This is a genomic window from Jiangella asiatica, from assembly GCF_004349065.1.
In the GTDB taxonomy this organism is placed as follows: Bacteria; Actinomycetota; Actinomycetes; order Jiangellales; family Jiangellaceae; genus Jiangella; species Jiangella asiatica.
On sequence record NZ_SMKZ01000014.1, the window covers coordinates 1 to 21,342 of the forward strand.

General features: G+C 70.1%; 18 protein-coding genes. 1 reads left to right on the plus strand and 17 read right to left on the minus strand.

From position 1 onward, the window contains the following. Nucleotides 1–280: 280 nt before the first annotated feature. The 17 genes from E1269_RS11540 to E1269_RS11620 all read right to left on the minus strand — a co-directional run bounded on the left by E1269_RS11540 (nucleotide 281) and on the right by E1269_RS11620 (nucleotide 19,904). A complete protein-coding gene (locus E1269_RS11540; RefSeq protein WP_131894756.1) occupies nucleotides 281–1,246 on the minus strand; it encodes a polyprenyl synthetase family protein in 966 nt (321 codons plus the stop codon). Between the two features lie 149 nt (nucleotides 1,247–1,395). Continuing rightward, entirely contained in the window at nucleotides 1,396–2,922 is a 1,527-nt protein-coding gene (nuoN, locus tag E1269_RS11545) for an NADH-quinone oxidoreductase subunit NuoN (protein WP_131894539.1), read from the minus strand. Continuing rightward, nucleotides 2,919–4,445 carry an NADH-quinone oxidoreductase subunit M gene (locus E1269_RS11550; protein ID WP_239000862.1) on the minus strand — a complete coding sequence of 509 codons (1,527 nt, stop codon included), beginning with the start codon at nucleotides 4,443–4,445 and terminating at the stop codon, nucleotides 2,919–2,921. The genes nuoN and E1269_RS11550 overlap by 4 nt, the downstream gene beginning before the upstream one ends. A gap of 11 nt (nucleotides 4,446–4,456) precedes the next feature. Then, on the minus strand, nucleotides 4,457–6,319 hold the full coding sequence (nuoL, locus tag E1269_RS11555; protein ID WP_420810624.1) for an NADH-quinone oxidoreductase subunit L: 1,863 nt from the start codon (nucleotides 6,317–6,319) through the stop codon (nucleotides 4,457–4,459). 114 nt (nucleotides 6,320–6,433) lie between these two features. Next, the gene (gene nuoK / locus E1269_RS11560) at nucleotides 6,434–6,733 is read right to left on the minus strand and encodes an NADH-quinone oxidoreductase subunit NuoK (RefSeq protein WP_131894543.1); all 300 of its coding nucleotides are present in this window, start codon (nucleotides 6,731–6,733) and stop codon (nucleotides 6,434–6,436) included. Next, nucleotides 6,730–7,602, minus strand: coding sequence for an NADH-quinone oxidoreductase subunit J (locus E1269_RS11565; RefSeq protein ID WP_131894545.1), 873 nt, complete (start codon nucleotides 7,600–7,602; stop codon nucleotides 6,730–6,732). Before E1269_RS11565 ends, nuoK begins: the two co-directional genes overlap by 4 nt. Then, complete coding sequence (nuoI, locus tag E1269_RS11570) at nucleotides 7,602–8,165, minus strand: NADH-quinone oxidoreductase subunit NuoI (RefSeq protein ID WP_131894547.1); 564 nt, start codon at nucleotides 8,163–8,165, stop codon at nucleotides 7,602–7,604. Before nuoI ends, E1269_RS11565 begins: the two co-directional genes overlap by 1 nt. Then, complete coding sequence (nuoH, locus tag E1269_RS11575) at nucleotides 8,134–9,465, minus strand: NADH-quinone oxidoreductase subunit NuoH (protein WP_203433373.1); 1,332 nt, start codon at nucleotides 9,463–9,465, stop codon at nucleotides 8,134–8,136. The genes nuoI and nuoH overlap by 32 nt, the downstream gene beginning before the upstream one ends. Before the next feature lie 36 nt (nucleotides 9,466–9,501). Next, nucleotides 9,502–12,042, minus strand: coding sequence for an NADH-quinone oxidoreductase subunit G (locus E1269_RS11580; RefSeq protein ID WP_131894549.1), 2,541 nt, complete (start codon nucleotides 12,040–12,042; stop codon nucleotides 9,502–9,504). 88 nt (nucleotides 12,043–12,130) lie between these two features. Continuing rightward, a complete protein-coding gene (gene nuoF / locus E1269_RS11585; protein WP_131894551.1) occupies nucleotides 12,131–13,507 on the minus strand; it encodes an NADH-quinone oxidoreductase subunit NuoF in 1,377 nt (458 codons plus the stop codon). Then, nucleotides 13,504–14,190, minus strand: a complete 687-nt coding sequence (gene nuoE, locus E1269_RS11590; RefSeq protein WP_203433412.1) for an NADH-quinone oxidoreductase subunit NuoE — start codon at nucleotides 14,188–14,190, stop codon at nucleotides 13,504–13,506. The genes nuoF and nuoE overlap by 4 nt, the downstream gene beginning before the upstream one ends. Nucleotides 14,191–14,279: 89 nt before the next feature. Continuing rightward, entirely contained in the window at nucleotides 14,280–15,647 is a 1,368-nt protein-coding gene (gene nuoD, locus E1269_RS11595) for an NADH dehydrogenase (quinone) subunit D (RefSeq protein WP_131894555.1), read from the minus strand. Then, nucleotides 15,647–16,348: an NADH-quinone oxidoreductase subunit C gene (locus E1269_RS11600; RefSeq protein ID WP_420810625.1), complete on the minus strand. Its 702-nt coding sequence runs from the start codon at nucleotides 16,346–16,348 to the stop codon at nucleotides 15,647–15,649. Before E1269_RS11600 ends, nuoD begins: the two co-directional genes overlap by 1 nt. A 236-nt stretch (nucleotides 16,349–16,584) precedes the next feature. Then, nucleotides 16,585–17,139 carry a NuoB/complex I 20 kDa subunit family protein gene (locus tag E1269_RS11605; RefSeq protein WP_131894557.1) on the minus strand — a complete coding sequence of 185 codons (555 nt, stop codon included), beginning with the start codon at nucleotides 17,137–17,139 and terminating at the stop codon, nucleotides 16,585–16,587. 12 nt (nucleotides 17,140–17,151) lie between these two features. Then, a complete protein-coding gene (locus E1269_RS11610) occupies nucleotides 17,152–17,511 on the minus strand; it encodes an NADH-quinone oxidoreductase subunit A (RefSeq protein WP_131894559.1) in 360 nt (119 codons plus the stop codon). A gap of 100 nt (nucleotides 17,512–17,611) precedes the next feature. Further along, nucleotides 17,612–18,943, minus strand: coding sequence for a geranylgeranyl reductase family protein (locus E1269_RS11615; RefSeq protein WP_239000866.1), 1,332 nt, complete (start codon nucleotides 18,941–18,943; stop codon nucleotides 17,612–17,614). Nucleotides 18,944–19,211: 268 nt separating this feature from the next. Then, nucleotides 19,212–19,904 (minus strand): demethylmenaquinone methyltransferase, encoded by a 693-nt coding sequence (locus E1269_RS11620; RefSeq protein WP_131894561.1) that lies wholly within the window; start codon nucleotides 19,902–19,904, stop codon nucleotides 19,212–19,214. Between the two features lie 60 nt (nucleotides 19,905–19,964). Here E1269_RS11620 and E1269_RS11625 point away from each other — a divergent pair, with 60 nt between their 5' ends. Next, the gene (locus E1269_RS11625; RefSeq protein ID WP_203433377.1) at nucleotides 19,965–21,221 is read left to right on the plus strand and encodes an isochorismate synthase; all 1,257 of its coding nucleotides are present in this window, start codon (nucleotides 19,965–19,967) and stop codon (nucleotides 21,219–21,221) included. Nucleotides 21,222–21,342: the final 121 nt, after the last annotated feature.

Below are 21,342 nucleotides of genomic sequence, written 5' to 3' on the forward strand. Positions count from 1 at the left end.
CAGCTGCCCCGCCTGGGAATGATCACGTTCAGCACGAAATCTCGTGTCACACCATGCTCACAAGCCTCGTGATGCGCAGGTGATCCTCGTGATGAGCGCATCGGCCGAATGAATGTGCGCACCGCCCTGTCGCCCAGTCAGCACGCCATCACGACGAGAGGCGCCGGCGGCCCATCCGCCGCAAGCATCACCAGGATTACCCGCGCGTCACCAGGATCACAGGCATGGTGTGACACGAGTTTTCGTGCTGAACGTGGTCATTTCCCCCGCCCTGGGGTGGCTACGACATGCGGGTGACGACGGTGTCGCAGAGGGCGTGGAGGGCGTCGCGGGCTGGGACGGCGGGCAGCCCGGACAAGGTGGAGCGGGCGTCGTCGGCCCAGCGGCGAACGTCGGACTCGGCCTCGGCCATCGCCGGGTGCTCGCGCAGCAGGCGCAGCGCCTCGGCGTGGTCGGCGTCGTCGACCACCGGGCCGGAGAGCAGGGACAGCAGCCGCTCGTCACCGGGCCGGGCGGATCGGCGCGCGTACAGCACCGGCAGCGTCGCAACGCCTTCACGCAGGTCGGTGCCGGGGGTCTTGCCGGACAGCCGCTCGGAGCCGACGATGTCGAGGAGGTCGTCGGCGAGCTGGAAGGCCATGCCGATGCGCTCGCCGAACTGCCCGAGGACCTCGACCTGGGACGGGTCGACGCCGGCGTGCAGCGAGCCGAGCCGGGTGGACGCGGCGATCAGCGACGCCGTCTTGTCCGAGAGCACCGACAGGTAGTGCGCCACCGGATCCTCGCCCTCGCGCTGGCCGATGGCCTCGTGCAGCTGGCCGTGCACCAGCCGCTGGAACGTCCTGGCCTGGATGCGCACGGACTCCGGGCCGAGGTCGGCCAGCAGGTCCGAGGCGCACGCGAACAGGAAGTCGCCGGTGAGGATGGCGACGTTGTTGTCCCACCGCGCGTTGGCGCTGGGGCCGCCGCGGCGCACCTGCGCCTCGTCCATCACGTCGTCGTGGTACAGCGTGCCGACGTGGGTGAGCTCGACGACGACGGCGGCCGGCACGACCTTGGGCGCGTCGATGTCGCCGAACCCCGCGGCCAGCAGCGTGAGCAGCGGCCGGAACCGCTTGCCGCCGGCCTGGGTGAGATGCCGGGAGCTCTCGCTGAGCATGGCGTCGTCGGACTTGACCGCCGCCAGCAGCCGCGCCTCGACGTCGTCGAGACTTGCGCTGATGGACGCCTCCAGCGCGGCGTCCATGGACGGTATGCCCAGACCGCTGCTCAAACCCGGCCCTCCCCTCACCACCGGCACGTCTCACCAAGTGTCGGGTCGTCGAAAGATCCTGACACCCACCGGGAGCTGGTGGCCCCGTCGACCCTCCAGGTGACCCGGCAAGAGAGTCCACTCTAACGAACGAACACCGACGCCTGCTGCGCCAGGTCCAGCAACGGACCGGGCACGACGCCCAGGAGCAGCGTCGCGGCCGCGCCCAGCGTGATGCCGACGGCGGTCCACAGGCTCGGCACGGCGACGGTCGGCCCCTCCGGCGCCGGGTCGGAGAAGAACATCAGCACGATGACCCGGACGTAGAAGAACGCCGCCACCGCGCTGGCGATCACGCCGACGATGACCAGCGGCGCCGCGCCACCGTCGAGCGCCGCCGTGAACACCGACAGTTTGCCGACGAAGCCGCTGGTGAGCGGGATGCCGGCGAACGCGAGCAGGAACAGTGCGAACGTCGCCGCGAGCAACGGCGACCGCTTGCCCAGCCCGGCCCACTTGGCCAAGTGCGTCGCCTCGCCGCCGGAGTCGCGGACCAGCGTGACGACGGCGAACGCGCCGAGGGTCGCGATGCCGTAGGTGGCCAAGTAGAAAAGGATCGCGGCGGTGGCGCTGGAGTCGGCCGCCACCAGCGCGGTCAGCACGAAGCCGGCGTGCGCGATGGACGAGTACGCCAGCATCCGCTTGATGTCGGTCTGGGTCAGCGCGACGACGGCGCCCACCAGCATCGTGGCGATGGCCACCGCCCAGAGCATCGGCTGCCAGTCGGTGCGCAGGCCGCCGAACGCGACGTAGAACAGCCGGACCATGGCGCCGAACGCGGCGAGCTTGGTGCACGCGGCCATGAACCCGGTGATCGCGGTGGGCGCGCCCTGGTAGACGTCGGGCGTCCAGGAGTGGAACGGCACCGCGCCGACCTTGAACAGCAGACCGACGGCCATCAGGCCGACGCCGGCGAGCAGGATGCCGTCCTGGCCGAGGTTGGCGGTCAGCGCCTCGGAGATCTCGCCGAAGCGCAGCGTGCCGGCGTAGCCGTAGACGAACGCCATGCCGAACAGGAAGATCGCGGAGGAGAACGCGCCGAGCAGGAAGTACTTGAGCGCCGCCTCCTGCGAGAGCAGCCGGCGCCGCCGGGCCATGCCGCACAGCAGGTACAGCGGCAGCGACATCACCTCGAGGGCGATGAACAGCATGAGCAGGTCGTTGGCGGCCGGGAACAGCATCATGCCACCGACGGCGAACAGCGCCAGCGGGTAGACCTCGGTCTGCAGCATGCCCTGCCGAACCAGGACCCGCTCCTCCTCGCTGCCCGGCAGGGACGACGCCGCCGGCGCGAACGCGTCGCCGCCGCCCTCGAGCCGCCGCTCGGCGAAGAAGCCGACGCTGATGATCGCCAGGACGAGGATGGTGCCCTGCAGGAACAGCGCGGGACCGTCGACGGCGACGGCGCCGACCGCGCCGACCAGCTCGGTGCCGGCCAGCAGGATGATCTGGACCAGCGCGGCCAGCAGCGCGAGCAGCGTCAGCGCCACCTGCACGAGGTGACGCAGCCGCCGCGGCACGAACGCCTCGATCAGCACACCGACGACGGCGGCGCCGAAGACCGTGATGAGCGGCGCGAGCTCGACGTACTCCAGGGTCGGCGCGTTCACCGGCCAGTCCCTTCCTCGACGGGTTCAGCGACAGGTGCCAGGGGTTCGGGCCGTTCGACGTCGACCTCGACGATGGTCGGCTCGACCGCCTCGTCGATGACGTCGACCAGCGGCTTCGGGAAGAAGCCCACCAGCAGGATCAGGGCGAACAGTGGCGCCACGACGACGGCCTCACGGGTGCGCAGGTCGGCCATGCCTTCGACGTCGGGCCGGACGGGTCCGGTCATGGTCCGCTGGTAGAGCCAGAGAATGTACAGCGCGGCCAGCACGATGCCCAGCGTGGCGACGATCGCCGCCGGCCGGTACCGCAGGAACGTCCCGGAGATGACCAGGAACTCCGACAGGAACGTCGACAGCGGCGGCAGCGCCAGGCCGGACAGGCCGGCGAACAGGAACACGCCGGCCAGCTTCGGTGCCGGCTTCTGCACGCCGCCGAAGTCGCCGACCTGACGCGAGCCCCGTCGGGCGATCATGAAGCCGACGATGACGAACAGCGCGATGGTCGAGAGGCCGTGGTTGACCATGTAGAGCGTGGCGCCCGAGGCGGCCTCGCCGGTCAGCGCAAAGATGCCCAGCACGATGAAACCGAAGTGCGAGATCGACGTGTAGCCGATCAGCCGCTTCATGTCGGTCTGGCCGATGGCCAACAGCGCGCCGTAGATGATGCTGACGACCGCGAGCACGACGATGGCCGGCGCGAACTCGCGGGACGCGTCCGGGAACAGCGGCAGCACCAGCGCGATCATGCCGTAGGTGCCGACCTTGTCGACCACGCCGGACAGGAACGCCGCGTTCGACGGCGTCGCCTCGGCCGCCGCGTCGGGCAACCAGGTGTGGAACGGCCACAGCGGCGCCTTGATCGCAAAGGCGATCATGAACCCGAGGAACAGCCACCGCTGGGTGTCGGTGTCGATGTCCAGCGCCACCAGGTCGGGGACGAAGAACGACGGCGCGCCGGCGTCGACCGACTGCACGTAAAGCCCGATGACCGCGGCCAGCATCAGCAGCCCGCCGACCAGGTTGTACAGCAGGAACTTCACCGCCGCGTACCGGCGCTGCGGCCCGCCGTACATGCCGATCATGAAGTAGAGCGGGATCAGCATCGCCTCGAAGACGATGTAGAACAGCAGCAGGTCGCGCGAGGCGAACGCGGTCAGCGTCAGCGCCTCCACCGACAGCAGCAGCGCGAAGAACGCCTTGGGGTCGCGCGTCTCGTCCTCCGCCTCGCGCCACATCGCCAGGGCGACGATCGGCGTGGCGAGGACCGTCAGTGCGATGAGGGCAAGGCTGATGCCGTCTACGTCCAGCGCCCAGGAGGCACCGAACTCCGGAATCCACTCGTAGGTCTCGGCCTCGACACCCATGTCGATGTCGAACAGGTACTGGAGGCTGATGAGCGCGCCGACGACCAATGTCACCAGCGCGGCGCCTATCGCGACCTGCTTGGCGAGCGTCCCGCGCCCGGACGGCACCAGGGCGGTCAGCAGCGCGCCCAGCGCGGGCAGCGCGATGAGCGTGGTCAACCAGGGAAAGGTCACGGCAGCCTCACCAACAGCATGGCCAGCACGACGACGCCGACGCCGCCGAGCATCGTCACGGCATAGGAACGGACGAACCCGGTCTGCCAGCGCCGCAGCCGGGTGGACAACCCGCCGACGGCGGTGGCCGTGCCGACGACGGCACCGTCGACCCCGCGGTTCTCGATGTAGACCAGCGAGCGGGTCAGGTACTGGCCCGGACGCATGAACACCGCCTCGTTGAAGGCGTCGCCGTAGAGGTCGTTGCGGGCGGCGACGGTGAGCGCGTTGCCCGCCGGCACGTCCGCGCGGACCGTCCGGCGCCCGTACGTCGCCCAGGCGACCGCGACGCCGGCGAGCACGGTGACGAGCGTGATGGTGATGAGCAGCGCCAGCGGCATCGGCAGGTCGTGGTGCTCCTCGCCGGTCACCGGCGCGAGCCAGTCGACGATGTCGGCACCGAGGTACAGCAGGCCGAACCCGCCGACGACGGACAACACCGCGAGGATGATCAGCGGGACGGTCATGACCGACGGTGACTCGTGCGGCGGTTCGCTCTGCTGCCAGCGCCGGTTGCCGAAGAACGTCATCAGCATCAGCCGCGTCATGTAGAACGCGGTGATTCCGGCACCGAGCAGGGTGCAGATGCCGACGATCCAGTTGTCGGCGAACGCCGCCTCGATGATCTTGTCCTTGGAGAAGTATCCGGCGAACGGCGGGATGCCGATGATGGCCAGGTAGCCCATCGCGAACGTGACGAACGTGACCGGCATCATGATCCGCAGCCCGCCATAGCGCCGCATGCTCACCTCGTCGTGCATGCCGTGCATCACCGAGCCGGCGCCGAGGAACAGGTTGGCCTTGAAGAAGCCGTGCGTGAGCAGGTGGAAGATGGCGAAGGCGTAGCCGGCCGGGCCGAGCCCCGCCGCCAGCGTCATGTAGCCGATCTGGCTCATGGTCGAGCCGGCCAGGGCCTTCTTGATGTCGTCCTTGGCGCAACCGATGATCGCACCCATGAGCAGCGTGATGGCGCCGACGACCACGACGGCGGTCCGCGCGTCCGGCGCGAGGTCGTAGATGGCCGCGGACCGGACGATCAAGTAGACGCCGGCGGTCACCATGGTGGCCGCGTGGATCAGCGCCGACACCGGGGTCGGGCCTTCCATGGCGTCCAGCAGCCAGGACTGCAGCGGGAACTGCGCGGACTTACCGCAGGCACCCAGCAGCAGGAACAGGCCGATAGCGGTGACCCAGCCGGTCGAGGCGCCGTCGGCGGAGGCGAAGACCACCTCGAAGGCCGACGAGCCGAAGACGGCGAGCATCGAGGAGATGGCCAGCACCATGCCCATGTCGCCGACCCGGTTGACCACGAACGCCTTCTTCGCCGCCACGGCGGCCGAGGGCTTGTGCTGCCAGAAGCCGATCAGCAGGTACGACGCCAGGCCGACGCCCTCCCAGCCGATGAACATGATCAGGTAGTCCGACGCCAGGACCAGCAGCAGCATTGCGGCGACGAAGAGGTTGAGGTATCCGAAGAACCGGCGCCGCCGCTCGTCGTGCTCCATGTAGCCGATCGAGTAGACGTGGATCAGCGAGCCCACGCCGGTGATCAGCAGCACGAACGCCATGGAGAGCTGGTCCAGGAGCAGGCTCACGTCGACCTGGTAGCCGCCGGCGTTGAAGTACTCCCACAGCTGGACGGTGAACGCGCGCTCCGTCGCGCCCTCGCCGAGCATGGCTGCGAACAGCACCACACCCATGACGAACGAGGCGATGGACGCTCCGCAGCCGATCAGGTGGCCGACCTTGTCGGTGCGGCGCCCGCCCAGCAGCAGCACCGCAGCACCCAGCAGCGGGAACGCGATGAGCAGCCAGGTCAGGGAGAAGACGCCGGTGGCCTCGACGGCGGCCTGGCCGCCGCCGTGTTCGGCCTCCGCGGCGACCGCGGTCGCCAGCGTGGTGAATGTGGAAGTCACGTGTCCCTCACTCGCCCGTCACAGCTTCAGCAGGCTGGCGTCGTCGACTGACGCGGACCTGCGAGTCCGGAAGATCGTCACGATGATCGCCAACCCGACGACCACCTCCGCCGCGGCCACGACCATGACGAAGAACGCCACCATCTGGCCGTCGAGGTTGCCGTGCATGCGGGCGAAGGTGACGAACGCGAGGTTGCCGGCGTTGAGCATCAGCTCGACGCACATGAACGCCACCAGCGCGTTGCGACGGGTCAGCACGCCGGCCGCGCCGATCGAGAACAAGATGACCGACAGCACCAGGTACGGGGTCGGGCTCATGCGCGCTCACCTCCGGTGGCGTCGTCGTCGCCGCCCAGCTCCGGCGCGGCGGCAGCCGGCTCGTCGGTCTCGCCCTCGGGTTGATCCGCGCCCTCGGCGGAGGAGAGTGTCTCGCTCGTCCCCGCCTCGATGTCGCCCGGCGTCGGCCGGTGGCTGAACTCCTCGCTCGAGCGGGCGGCGCCGCGGGCCACCAGGACCCGGTTGATCGACGCCTCGCTGGGCGTGCCGTCGGGCAGCAGCGCCGGGGTGTCGACGGCGTTGTGGCGCGCGTACACGCCCGGCACCGGCAGCCCGGCCGCGTCCTCGGGCCGTCCCTCGCGGAACCGCCTGATGGCCTGGTCGCGCTGGCTCGGCCGGTGGAAGATGCGCTCGCGGTGGGTCAGCGTCATGGCGCCGACGGCGGCGGTGATGAGCAGGGCCGCGACCACCTCGAACGCCCAGACGTAGGTGCCGAAGATCAGGTCGGCGATGCCCGCGACGTTGCCGTCCGGGGTCGCCTGCGCCATCCCGGTCGGCTCGTCCGGCAGCGTCGCCCGGACGGTGACCGTCGTCAGCAGCAGGACGACGCCGAGCACCGCCAGCGCCGCCGAGCCGCGCTGACCGCGGATCGTCTCGACGCGGGAGTCGGAGGACTCGACACCGACCAGCATGATCACGAAGAGGAACAGCATCATGATCGCGCCGGTGTACACGACCACCTGGACCACACCGAGGAACGGCGCCTCCTGGGCGATGTAGAACACCGCCAGCGTGATCATGGTGACGGCGAGCGACAGCGCACCGTGCACGGCCTTGCGCGCGAACACAAGGCCTAGCGCGCCGAGCACCGCGAACGGCGACATCACCCAGAACAGCACTTCCTCACCCATCAGGCCTCCTCGGCGGCGCCTCGGCCGAAGCCGGCGCCGAGATAGTAGGCGCGCTCGTCGTCGCCCAGGCGCATCGGGTGCGGCGGCTCCTCCATGCCCGGGAGCAGCGGAGCCAGCAGGTCCTTCTTCTCGTAGATCAGGCTCTCGCGGGTGTGGTCGGCCAGTTCGTACTCGTTGGTCATGGTGAGCGCCCGGGTCGGGCACGCCTCGATGCACAGCCCGCACAGGATGCAGCGCAGGTAGTTGATCTGATAGACGCGGCCGTACCGCTCGCCCGGGGAGAACCTGCCCCCGCCGCCTGGCTCGTCGGAGTTGGAGGCACCCTCGACGTAGATGGCGTCGGCCGGGCAGGCCCAGGCGCACAGTTCGCACCCGACACACTTCTCCAGCCCGTCGGGATGCCGGTTCAGCTGGTGGCGCCCGTGGAAGCGTGGCGCCACCGGATGCGGCTGCTCCGGGTACTGCTCGGTGACAGGTTTGCGGAACACGTTGCGGAACGTGACCCCGAAACCCGCGACCGGGTCGAGGAACTTAGGCACGACTGCCCTCCTCGGGACTGTCATCGCTGGTTGAGGATGCTGTGCTGGTTGCCGGGATGCGTGGCGCGGCGGTGAAACGCTGCCCCGGCAGCGGCGGCACCGGGTGCGGGCCGGACGCGTAGGCGTCGAACTCGGCCTGCTCGACCACCTCCGGCTCCTCGGGCTGCTTCTTCTCCGGGATGAGCAGGCTCGCGACCAGCAGCACCGCGACCGCGATGCCGCCGTAGAGCAGGATGTCGTTGCGCTCGATGCCCTCGTTGAACGCCAGCCGCATGGCGGCCACCAGGACGATCCACACCAGCGAGATCGGCAGCAGCCGCTTCCAGCAGAAGTGCATGAACTGGTCGTAGCGCAGCCGCGGCAGCGTGCCGCGCAGCCAGACGAAGACGAAGATCAGCAGGATGACCTTGCCGAAGAACCAGAGCAGCGGCCACCAGCCAGTGTTGAACATGCCGTCGTTGACCGCCGAGAGCGGCCACGGTGCCCGCCAGCCGCCCAGGAAGAGCGTCGTGGCGATGGCCGACACGTTGACCATGTTGATGTACTCGGCGAGGAAGAACATCGCGTACTTGATCGACGAGTACTCGGTGCCCCAGCCGGCCACCAGCTCGCCCTCGGCCTCGGGCAGGTCGAACGGGGCCCGGTTGGTCTCACCGATCATCGAGATCAGGTAGATGACGAACGACGGCAGCAGGATGATCCCGAACCAGAGCCGCTCCTGCTCCTCGACAATGCCCGACGTGGACATGGTGCCGGCGAACAGGAACACGCCGACGAACGACAGCCCCATGACCAGCTCGTAGGAGATGACCTGGGCGGTGGAGCGCAGCCCGCCGAGCAGCGGGTACGTGGATCCGCTGGACCAGCCGGCCAGCATCAGGCCGTACACGCCGACGGAGGCGATGGCCAGCGTGAACAGCACCGCCACCGGCAGGTCGGTCAGCTGCAGCCGGGTGGTCTCGCCGAAGATGGAGACCTCCGGACCCATCGGGATGACCGCGAGGATCAGGAACGACGGGATCACCGCGATGATCGGCGCGAGGATGTAGACGACCTTGTCGGCCGCCTTCGGGATGATGTCCTCCTTGAACATCAGCTTCACGCCGTCGGCCAGGCTCTGCAGCGCGCCGAACGGCCCGGTGCGGTTCGGGCCGACGCGGTGCTGCATCCGCGCCACGACCTTGCGCTCGAAGACGATGTTGAACAGCGTCAGCACCACGCAGATCACGAAGATCGCCAGACACTTGATCGCGATGATCCACCACGGGTCGCCGCCGAAACCGGCGATCTCGTCGGTCGTGTTCTCCGCAACGATGGTGATCACGATGCCATCACATCCGGAAGTCGAGTCATGCGAGGATCACTCACTCTCTCCAGTCACATCCATGCCACGACCGGCCGCTCGGGGGGCCTCCGGCCCCGCCTCACGGCCGCTGCTCGCATGACTCTCCTGGGCGCCTCCGCCGGCGAGGGTGACGACGGCGCCGGCATCGACGCCGAGCGAAGCGTGCACCGCCGAGCCCGGTGAGTTCTCCGGCACCCAGACGACTCGGTCGGGCATCTCGGTGACGTGGACCGACAGCGAGATGGACCCCTTGCGGGTTCGCAGCGTGAGCCAGTCGCCGTCGGCGACGCCCACCTCGGCGGCGGTGTCGGCGGAGATCCGGGCCTGCGCGGCGTGCGCGGTCTCGGCCAGGTGGGGCTCGCCGTCCTGGCCACGGCCGCCGTCGAGCATGAGCTTCCAGGTGGCCAGTACCGCCTCGCGCTCACCGGGCCGCGGCGGGCCGGCGGGCGGGGTGTCGGTCGGCTCCGGACGGGTGCCGTCCCAGGCGCCCAGCTCGGCGATCTCGGCCCGGACGGTGTCGACGTCGCGCAGCCCGAGCCGGACGTCCAGCTCATCGGCGACGGCGTCGAGCACCGCCGCGTCGCTCAGCGACGAGGTCTCGGCGAGCACGGCGGGGAACGGCCGGGCCCGGCCCTCCCAGTTCACGAACGTGCCGGCCTTCTCGACCGGCGGCGCCACCGGCAGCACGATGTCGGCGAGCTCGGTGACCTCGCTGCTGCGCACCTCGAGGCTGACGACGAAGCCCGCGGCCTCGAGCGCGCGGCGGGCCGCGGCCGGGTCGGGCAGGTCGGCCAGCTCGACGCCGGCGACGACGACGCCGTCCAACACGCCGCTGGTGAGTGCGGCCAGGATGCCGGTGGTGTCGCGTCCGGGCAGCGACGGCACGCTGGCGACGGACCACGCCGCGGCGACGTCGACCCTCGCCTCCGGGTCCGACACCGGCCGGCCGCCGGGCAGCAGCGTGGGTAGCGCGCCGGCGTCCAGGGCCCCGCGCTCGCCGGCCCGCCGCGGCACCCAGGCCAGCCTGGCGCCGGTGACGGTGGCGACCCGGACCGCCGCGGACAGCGCACCGGGGATGCTGGCCAGCCGGGAGCCGACCAGGATGACCGCGCCCTTTCGCCGCAGCGCGTCGCCGAGGTACGCGACGCGGTCGTCGCCGAGCGTGACGGCGTTGAGGATCTCCGGCTCGGTGCCCGGCGCGGCCGGCAGCAGCGTGCCCTTCAGCTTGCTCAGGCCGCGGCTGGCGAACGGCGCGATCGAGTGGACCGCGGTGTGGTTCTTGCGGTTGGCCTTGCGCAGCCGCAGGAACAGCGCGCCGGCCTCCTCCTCCGGCTCCAGCCCCACGAGGAGCACGGCCGGTGCGGCCTCGACATCGGTGAACGTGACACCCAGACCGCTGCCGGCGATCGACCCGAGGAACCCGGCCTCCTCGGCCGAGTGCGACCGGGCGCGGAAGTCGATGTCGTTGGTGTCGAGCACGGTCCGGGCGAACTTGGCGTACGCGTACGCGTCCTCCAGCGTCAGCCGGCCGCCCGTGAGCACGCCGACGCCGGCGGTGTCGCGGGCGCGGGCCAGACCCTGCGCGGCCAGCGTGAGCGCCTCCGGCCAGGACGCGGTGACCAGCTCACCGGACTCCTCGTCGCGCACCAGCGGGTGGGTGATGCGATCCTCGAGCGTGGACCACCGGAACGCGAAGCGGTCCTTGTCGGTGATCCACTCCTCGTTGACCTCGGGGTCGTCGCCGGACAGCCGGCGCATGACCGCACCGCGACGGTAGTCGACGCGGATGGCGCTGCCGCAGGCGTCGTGCTCGGCCACGGACGGGACCGACACCAGGTCGAACGGGCGGGAGCGGAACCGGTACGCGGCGCTGGTCAGCGCGCCGACCGGGCAGATCTGGATGGTGTTGCCGGAGAAGTAGCTCTCGAACGGCTCCTTCTCGTAGATGCCGACCTGCTGCAGCGAGCCGCGCTCGAGCAGCTCGATGAACGGGTCGCCGGCGATCTCCTGGGAGAACCGCGTGCACCGGGCGCACAGTACGCAGCGCTCGCGGTCCAGCAGCACCTGGGCGGAGATGCTGATCGGCTTGGGGAACGTGCGCTTCTTCCCCTCGTACCGGGAGTCGCCGCGGCCGTTGCTCATGGCCTGGTTCTGCAGCGGGCACTCGCCGCCCTTGTCGCAGACCGGGCAGTCCAGCGGGTGGTTGATCAGGAGGAACTCCATGATCCCCTGCTGCGCCTTGTCGGCGACCGGCGAGGAGAACTGGGTGTTGATCACCATGCCCGGCATGACGGTGAGCGTGCACGACGCCTGGGGCTTGGGCATGCCGCGGCCGTTGCCCATGTCGGGCACCTCGACCATGCACTGCCGGCAGGCACCCACCGGCTCCAGCAGCGGGTGGTCGCAGAACCGCGGGATCTGGATGCCGATCAGCTCGGCCGCACGGATGACCAGCGTGCCTTCGGGGACGCTGACCTCGAAGCCGTCGATGGTGACGCTCACCATCTTCGGCTGCGGCTCCACGGCGTCGGTCGTGGAGTTGGTGGTCACGGTCATCTGGTCGCACTCGCTTTCTCGTTCGCTTCGCGGGCGGCTCCGCAAGCTCCGCCGACCACTCCGCTCACTCGCGCGCTCGTCGCTCCGGTCATCGGGTGGCACTCACCTTCTGCTCCTGAGCGAACAGCGTCGAGGCGGCCGGGTCGAACGGGCAGCCGCCGTGCTCGAAGTGGGCGATGTACTCGTCGCGGAAGTGCTCGATCGACGAGACCACCGGGGCGACACCGCCGTCGGCCAACGCGCAGAACGAGCGGCCAGCGATGTTATCGCTGAGGTCCAGCAGCTTGTCCAGGTCGGCCTCGGTGCCCTCGCCCTTCTCCAGCCGGTCGAAGATCTGGACCATCCACCAGAAGCCCTCGCGGCAGGGCGTGCACTTGCCGCACGACTCGTGCTTGTAGAAGTCGACCCACCGGCCGGTGGCCCGCACCACGCACGTCGTCTCATCGAAGATCTGCAGTGCCCGGGTGCCGAGCAGGCTGCCCACGCCCGCCATGCCCTCGAAGTCCAGCGGGACGTCGAGGTGCTCCGCGGTGAGCATCGGCGTGGACGATCCGCCGGGCGTCCAGAACTTCAGCTCGTGACCGGCCCGGATGCCGCCGGCCATCTCCAGCAGCTCGCGCAGCGTGATGCCCAGCGGGGCCTCGTACTGGCCCGGCCGGGTGACGTGCCCGGACAGGGAGAAGATGCCGTAGCCGGGCGACTTCTCGCTGCCCATGCTGCGGAACCAGTCGGCGCCGCCGGCGACGATGGACGGCACCGACGCGATGGTCTCGACGTTGTTGATGACCGTCGGCGACGCGTACAGCCCGGCCACCGCCGGGAACGGCGGCTTGAGCCGCGGCTGGCCGCGCCGGCCTTCCAGAGAGTCCAGCAGCGCGGTCTCCTCGCCGCAGATGTATGCGCCGGCGCCGGCGTGCACCACGACGTCCAGGTCGAACCCGGAGCCCAGGATGTTCTGGCCCAGGTAGCCGGCCTCATAGGCCTCGGCGACGGCGTTTATCACCCGGCGCAGCACGTGCAGAACCTCGCCGCGCACGTAGATGAACGCGTGCTTGGCGCCGATGGCGTACGACGTGATGATCACGCCCTCGACCAGCACGTGCGGATCAGCCAGCATCAGCGGGATGTCCTTGCAGGTGCCCGGCTCGGACTCGTCGGCGTTCACCACCAGATAAACCGGCTTGGGCGAGGCAGGGTCCTGAGCCGGGATGAAGCTCCACTTCATTCCGGTCGGAAAGCCGGCGCCGCCGCGGCCGCGCAGCCCGGAGTCCTTGACGATCTCGACGATGTCCTCGGGCTTGCGCTGCAACGCGCGGCGCAGCGCCTTGTACCCGTCGGCCTTCTCGTAGTTGCGGCGGGTGAAGGCGTCGGCCTGGTCCCAGCGGGCGGTGAGGACGGGGGTGAGGGCCGAGGCACGCTTCTCGGCCGAGGCCCCCGCTCGGCCTGTGGTGGGCTGGTCGGTCACTTGCTGCCGCCTCCGATCTCACGCTGGCCGCCCTCAGGCGCCGTCCAGCCGTTCTCGTGCGCCAGCTCGAGGCCCACCAGCGACGCGGGACCCGCGGCGACGCCCTCGGTGGCCAGCTCGTCGGGAAACCCGGCCAGCACCCGCTCGGCCTGCCGCCACGTGCAGATGCGCGGGCCGCGGGTGGAGGTGACGGTCTCGCCGGCGCGCAGCTTGTCGACCAGCTCGCGCGCGGACTGCGGCGTCTGGTTGTCGACGAACTCCCAGTTCACCATGAGGACCGGCGCGAAGTCGCAGGCCGCGTTGCACTCGACGCGCTCGAGCGACACCTGGCCGTCCTCGGTGGTCTCGTCGTGCCCCACGCCGAGGTGCTCGGACAGGTCGTCCCAGATGGCGTCGCCGCCCATGACGGCACACAGCGTGTTGGTGCACACGCCCACGTGGTACTCACCGACCGGGCGGCGCTTGTACATCGTGTAGAAGGTGGCGACCGCCGCCACCTCGGCTTCGGTGATGCCGAGGACCTCGGCGCACAGCTCGATACCGGCCGGCGTCACGTAGCCCTCGTACGCTTGCACCAGGTGCAGCATCGGCAGCAGTGCCGAGCGCGGCTCCGGATAGCGCGCGACGATCTCGAGCATCTCCGCCCGGGCCTTGTCGTCGAGCTTCGACTCCACGTTGGTCATCTCTGCTGGTCGCACTCCAGTCCTCGTTCGCTGCGCGGACGGCCCCCCTCCGTCGGGCCGGCCACTGCGCTCACTCGTCCTTTCGCCGCTCATCTGTCACATCCACCCATCACCGGGTCGATGCTCGCGACGGCGACGATGACGTCGGCGACCATCGATCCCTCGCACATCGCGGGCACGGCCTGCAGGTTGTTGAACGACGGGTCGCGGAAGTGCGTCCGCCACGGCCGGGTGCCGCCGTCGGACACGACGTGCGCCCCGAGCTCGCCGCGCGGCGACTCGATCGGCAGGTACACCTCGCCGGCGGGGACCCGGAATCCCTCGGTGACCAGCTTGAAGTGATGGATCAGCGCCTCCATCGACTCACCCATGATGTGCCGGATGTGGTCGAGAGAGTTGCCCATGCCGTCGCTGCCGATGGCCAGCTGGGCCGGCCAGGCGATCTTCTTGTCGCCGATCATGACCGGGCCCGGCTCCAGGCGGTCCAGGCACTGCTCGACGATCTTCAGCGACTCCTTCATCTCCTCGACCCGGATGCGGAACCGGGCGTAGGAGTCACAGGTGTCCCACGTCGGCACGTCGAAGTCGTAGGTCTCGTAGCCGCAGTACGGCTGCGACTTGCGCAGGTCCCACGGCAGGCCCGTGGAGCGTAGCACCGGGCCGGTGAGGCCCAGCGCCATGCAGCCGGCCAGGTCGAGGTAGCCGACGCCGACCGTGCGGCCCTTGAAGATCGGGTTCTCGTTGCAGAACGCCTCGTACTCGCCGATGTGGTCCCACATCCAGCGCAGGTACTCGCGGACGCTCTCGACCGCGCCGGGCGGGAGGTCCTGCGCGACACCCCCGGGACGGATGTACGCGCTGTTCATGCGCAGGCCGCTGATCAGCTCGAACAGGTCGAGGGTGCGCTCGCGCTCTCGGAAGCCGTTGGTCATGACGGTGAGCGCGCCCATCTCCATGCCGCCGGTGGCGATGCACACCAGGTGCGAGGAGATGCGGTTGAGCTCCATCATCATGACCCGGATGACGTTGGCCCGGTCCGGGATCTCGTCGGTGACGCCCAGCAGCTTCTCGACGCCCAGCACGTAGGCGGCCTCGTTGAAGAACGGGGAGAGGTAGTCCATGCGGGTCACGAACGTGACCCCCTGGGTCCACGTCCGGTACTCCAGGTTCTTCTCGATGCCGGTGTGCAGGTAACCGATGCCGCAGCGGGCCTCGGTGACCGTCTCGCCGTCGAGCTCCAGGATGAGCCGGAGCACACCGTGCGTGGACGGGTGCTGCGGGCCCATGTTGACGACGATGCGCTCCTCGCCGGCCGCCGCGGCGGCGGCCACGTCGTCCCAGTCCTGCCCGGTGACGGTGTAGACCGGACCCTCCGTGGTCTCGCGGACCCCGGCATAAGGATCAGCAGTGTCGTCGTCCGTAGCAGGGGTGAAGGTGACGTCCTGGTAGTTGCTCATCAGTTGTACGCCCTCCGCTCGTCCGGCGGCTCGATGGTCGCGCCCTTGTACTCCACCGGGATCCCGCCGAGCGGGTAGTCCTTGCGTTGCGGGTGCCCCGGCCAGTCGTCCGGCATCTGGATGCGGGTCAGCGCCGGGTGGCCGTCGAAGAGGATGCCGAAGAAGTCGTAGGTCTCCCGCTCGTGCCAGTTGACCGACGGGTAGGTGCTGACGATCGACGGGATGTGCGGGTCGCTGTCGGGACAGACCACCTCGAGGTTGACTCGGCGGTTGTGGGTGATGGACAGCAGCTGGTAGACGGCGTGCAGCTCGCGGCCGGTCTCCTCGGGGTAGTGCACGCCGTTGACGCCCATGCACATCTCGAACCGCAACGCGGGGTCGTCGCGGAACATCCGGGCGACCTTGGCCAGCCGCTCGCGCCGGACGAAGAACGTCACCTGGCCGCCGTGCACCACGACCTTCTCGAACGCCTCGTCGTCGCTGCTGCCGGCCTCCTGAAGCGCCGCGCTGACGTCGTCGCCGAGTTGCTCCAGCTCGTCGGCCCAGGGGCGCGGTGTCGATCCGCCGCGCACCGGGCTGGTGTCGCGGACGACCAGCCGGCCGTACCCGGAGGTGTCGCCGGAGCCGCCGTAGGCGCCGAACATGCCGCGCCGGGACGGGTGCTCCGGCGGCAGAACCGGGCCCTCCGGCTCAGCCGGCAGGGACTCGTCCTCCGCTTCGGCCTCGTCGCCGTCGGCTCCGGCCGTCGCCTCGTCGGCTTCGCCGTCGCCGGGCGTGCCGCCGGTGGTGACCTCTTCCTTCGACGGCTCGTCCGGGCCGCCGCCGGGCTCGGCCGCCTTGCCGGGCTGCTCGATCGGGCTGGTCTCGGCGCGCGTCCGCGAGGCCTCCTCGACCTCGTCGGGACGCTGCGTGCCGCTCTGCGGGTCGTCGTTCTCGCTCACCGGAGCAGGCCCTTCATCTCGTGCGTCGCCGGTGCCTCCAAAGCCCGCTGCTCGGCCTGCGCATCCGCGGCGACCTTGTGGGCACCGAGCTTGCTCTGCTGGATCTGCTCGTGCAGCTTGAGGATGGCGTCGATGAGCATCTCCGGACGCGGCGGGCAGCCGGGCAGGTACACGTCGACGGGGACGACGTGGTCGACGCCCTGCACGATCGCGTAGTTGTTGAACATGCCGCCGGAGCTCGCGCAGACGCCCATGGACAGCACCCACTTCGGGCTGGCCATCTGGTCGTAGATTTGCCGCAGCACCGGTGCCATCTTCTGGCTGACGCGGCCTGCCACGATCATCAGGTCGGCCTGGCGCGGCGAGGCACGGAAGACCTCCATGCCGAACCGCGCGGAGTCGTGTCGCGGACCGCCGAAGGCCATCATCTCAATGGCGCAGCAGGCCAGGCCGAACGTCGCCGGCCACACCGAGCCTTTGCGCATGTACCCCAGCAGGCCCTCGACCGTGCTGAGCAGCACGCCGGACGGGAGCTTCTCTTCAACACCCATGATTCGCCTCCGCTAGTCCCAGTCGAGCCCGCCGCGCCGCCACTCGTAGACGAACGGCACGGTGATCAGGAAGATGAATGTGAGCATCGTGAAGAAGCCCCAGACACCGAGGTGGTCGAACCGCACCGCCCACGGGTACAGGAAGATGATCTCGATGTCGAAGATGATGAAGGTCATCGCGGTCAGGTAGTACTTGACCGGGAACCGCCCGCCGCCGACCGGCTGCGGCGTCGGCTCGATGCCGCATTCGTAGGAGTCCAGGCGGACCCGGTTGAACCGCTTCGGGCCGGCCACCGACGAGAACACGATGGAGCCGATGGCGAACACCGCCGCGATCGCGATGAGCCCGAGGATCGGTGCGTAGGCGTTCACGCGGCATCACGTCCTCTCGCTGCGCCGTGCTCGGTCACGCTCGCCTCCATCGTCTCTTCTCGGGACCTCGCGGTCGGCCGCGAGCCCCTGCCGACCGCGGTCATGCGGCCGGAGCCAGTCGGGTCAGGGCGTTGATGACGCGGTCGTAGGCGTCACCGTCGCGGTGGTCGGTCAGGTTGGCCAGCAGCTTCAGCGTGAACTTCATGAGCCGCGGCCGAGGCAGGCCGTGGTTGCGGGCGATTCTCATGATCCGTGGGTCACCGATCAATCTGACGAAGATGCGGCCGAGCGTGAAGTAGCCACCGTGTTCGTGTTTCAGCGCCGCAGGATAGCTCCGCAGCGCCCGTTCCCGGCCGGCGGCGTCCCGGGACAGCGCGTCGGCGATGACGGTGGCCGCGAGGTTGGCCGCCTCCATCGCGTAGTCGATGCCCTCGCCATTGAACGGGTTGACCATCCCACCGGCGTCGCCGACCAGGAGCAGGCCACGACTGTAGTGGGGCTGGCGGTTGAATCCCATCGGCAACGCCGCGCTGCGGATGTCGCCGATCTGGTTCTCGTCGGTGAAGCCCCACTCCGGCGGCGTCTGCGCGGCCCAGCGGCGCAGCATGTCCTTGTAGTCGACCCGTCCGAACGCCTTCGACGTGTTGGTGATGCCGAGCCCGACGTTGCTGGTGCCGTTGCCGGTGCCGAAGATCCAGCCGTAGCCGGGCAGGAGGATCTTGCCGCCGCGTCCGGCATCAGAATCGGCCCACAGCTCCAGCCACGACTCCATCCAGTCGTCGTCGTGCCGCGGCGTCTTGTAGTACGTGCGGACGGCGACGGCCATCGGCCGGTCGTCCCGCTTGTGGATGCCCATGGCCGTGGACAGCCGCGAGGACGTGCCGTCGGCGGCGACCACCAGCGGTGCGCGGTAGGTGACCGCCTCCCCGGCCGCGCGGCCGCGCTCGTCCAGCGGCTTCGCGGTGACGCCGACGATGTCGCCGGTGCGCTCGTCCAGGACCGGCCCGGTGACGTTGATGCGCTCGTGCAGCCGGGCACCGGCGCCGGCGGCGTGCCGGGCCAGCAGCTCATCGAAGTCGGTGCGGGTGCGCACGAGGCCGTAGTCGGGGTAGCTGGCCAGGTCCGGCCAGGGCAGGTGCAGTCGCATCCCGCCGCCGATGATGCGCAGCCCCTTGTTGCGGATCCAGCCAGGCTGGCTGGTGTCGATGCCCATCCGGACCAGCTGCCGCACCGCCCGCGGGGTGAGACCGTCGCCACAGACCTTGTCGCGCGGGAAGGAGGCCTTCTCCAGCAGCAGGACGTCGAGGCCCGCCCGGGCCAGGTAGTAAGCCGTCGTGGAGCCGGCCGGCCCAGCGCCGACGACGATGACGTCGGCTTCGCCGGCCATCCGGCTCGTGGCGCCCGGTCGCGCGCGACCATTGCGCTGGCTCATCGAAGGGTCCTCGGTGACGTGGTGCTTCCCTGTCCTGTTCGCGGTGCGCGGGCTCGTGAATCCGTTCACGAGCGCACACTCGCACCCAAGTGTAGGGGTTGCTCCCTACGGGATTCGACCGGGGTCACCGGCTCTGACCTGCAGATTTATGAACCAACATCGTTGCGTAATTCCGGTCCTCTCAGGGCGGCCCCGAGCACGTTCTCACCGGCCAGGTCCCGCGAGACGTACGACTCGGGTGCGCCCCCGACGTCGAGCCGGCGCCGCCTCAGGGCTTGACGGCGTGGTGCAGCGCGACGACACCACCGCTGAGGTCGCGCCAGCGCACGTCGGACCAGCCTGCCCGCCGCATCCGCGCCGCCAGGCCGCGCTGGTCGGGCCAGGCGCGGATGGACTCGGCCAGGTAGACGTAGGCGTCCGGGCTGCTAGCGACCCAGCGCGCTACCACCGGCAGCGCGCGCATCAGGTACTCGACGTAGACGGTGCGGAACGGCGCCCAGGTGGGATGGCTGAACTCGCAGACGACGACGCGGCCGCCGGGCCGGGTGACGCGCAGCATCTCGCGCAGTGCGGCGTCGGGATCGTGGACGTTGCGCAGCCCGAACGACATGGTCACCGCGTCGAACGCGTCGTCGGCGAACGGCAGCTGGGCGGCGTCGCCGGCCACGAACGGCAGCTCCGGGTTGACCCGCCGGCCCGCGCGCAGCATTCCCAGCGAGAAGTCGCACGGCACGACGTGCGCGCCGCGCTCACGGAACGGCGCGCTGGACGTGCCGGTACCGCCGGCGAGGTCGAGCACGCGCTCACCGGGCGCCACGGCGACCGCCTGGACGACCGCCCGTCGCCAGGCACGGTCCTGGCCCAGCGAGAGGACGTCGTTGGTGAGGTCGTACCGCTCGGCGATGTCGTCGAACATCGCCGCCACCTCGTGCGGCTGTTTGTCCAGGGAGGCGCGAGTCACGACCAACAACTGTAGACCGCGACGCGACTGCCTGCCGCGACGGCCGTACGCTTGGTGTTCGTGACCACTGTGCCCGCACTCGCGCCCATGGTCGTGCGCACGACGGAGGTCGCCGATCCCGGCCCGCTGCTCGAGCTGTTGCCCGAGGACGGCGCACCGATGACGTGGGTGCGACGCGGTGAGGGCGTCGTCGGCTGGGGCGAGGCGGCCCGGTTCGACACCGTCGGCGCCAACCGTTTCGTCGCGGCCGACCGCTGGTGGCGGCGCATGGTCGCCACCGCCGTGGTCCGCGACGAGGTACGGCTGCCGGGCACCGGCCCCGTGGCGTTCGGTTCGTTCGCCTTCGACGACGTGCCTGGGGCGTCGTCGCTGGTTCTGCCGGAGATGGTCGTCGGGCACCGGGCCGGCCGGTGGTGGGTCACGACGGTGAGCGTGTCGGGCAACCTGCCCGGACTGGCCGACCTGCCCGCGGTGAGCCAGGCCCGCCGCCCGCGCGACATCACGTTCTCCGACGGCTCACGCACCGGCACCGAGTGGGAGAGCATCGTCGCCGAGGGCGTGCGGCGCATCAACGCCGGCGAGCTCGAGAAGGTGGTGCTGGCGCGCGACCTGGTCGCCGAGGGCACCGAGCCGATCGACCGCCGCTGGCCCATCCAGCGGCTGGCCGAGCGCTACCCGCGTTGCTGGACCTTCAGCGTCGACGGCCTGATCGGCGCGACCCCCGAACTGCTGGTACGGCGCGAGCGCGGCCTGATCACCTCACGCGTCCTGGCCGGCACCATCCGCCGCACCGGCGACGACGCCCGCGACCTCGCCCTTGCCGCGTCCCTGGCCCGCTCCAGCAAAGACCTCGAGGAGCACGAGTACGCCGTCCGCTCCGTCGCCGACGCGCTGGCGCCGTTCTGCTCCAGCATGAACGTGCCCGAGACGCCGTTCGTGCTGCACCTGCCCAATGTCATGCACCTGGCCACCGACCTCGCCGGCGTCACCGACGACGACGCCTCCTCGCTGGCGCTGGCCGCCGCCCTGCACCCGTCCGCGGCCGTCGGCGGCACCCCCACCAAGGACGCCGGCGAACTGATCCGCGAGATCGAGGGCCTCGACCGGGCCCGCTACGCCGGCCCCGTCGGCTGGCTCGACGCCGACGGCGACGGCGAATGGGGCATCGCGCTTCGTTGCGCCGAAATCGACCCCGACAACGCCGCCCGCATGCGCCTGTTCGCCGGCTGCGGCATCGTCGCCGGCTCCGATCCGGAGGCGGAACTGGCCGAGAGCGCCGCCAAACTCGTCCCTATGCGCGACGCCCTCTCAGTCTGACCCGGCGCCGCCTGCCTCTGACCCCGCGCCGTCGTCTGCCGGTCGCTCCGTCGGACCCCGCGCCGGGCCGTCCCGCTTGACACCACTCCGTCGATCATGTCCCAAAAGCGCCTTCCCAGCT

Coding starts and splice junctions, on each gene's coding strand:
- E1269_RS11540 (WP_131894756.1), bottom strand. CDS start 1,246: ATGGACGCCGCGCTGGAGGCGTCCATCAGCGCAAGTCTCGACGACGTC.
- nuoK (WP_131894543.1), bottom strand. CDS start 6,733: ATGAGCCCGACCCCGTACCTGGTGCTGTCGGTCATCTTGTTCTCGATC.
- E1269_RS11565 (WP_131894545.1), bottom strand. CDS start 7,602: ATGGGTGAGGAAGTGCTGTTCTGGGTGATGTCGCCGTTCGCGGTGCTC.
- nuoI (WP_131894547.1), bottom strand. CDS start 8,165: ATGACAGTCCCGAGGAGGGCAGTCGTGCCTAAGTTCCTCGACCCGGTC.
- E1269_RS11580 (WP_131894549.1), bottom strand. CDS start 12,042: ATGACCGTGACCACCAACTCCACGACCGACGCCGTGGAGCCGCAGCCG.
- nuoE (WP_203433412.1), bottom strand. CDS start 14,190: ATGACCAACGTGGAGTCGAAGCTCGACGACAAGGCCCGGGCGGAGATG.
- nuoD (WP_131894555.1), bottom strand. CDS start 15,647: ATGAGCAACTACCAGGACGTCACCTTCACCCCTGCTACGGACGACGAC.
- E1269_RS11605 (WP_131894557.1), bottom strand. CDS start 17,139: ATGGGTGTTGAAGAGAAGCTCCCGTCCGGCGTGCTGCTCAGCACGGTC.
- E1269_RS11615 (WP_239000866.1), bottom strand. CDS start 18,943: ATGAGCCAGCGCAATGGTCGCGCGCGACCGGGCGCCACGAGCCGGATG.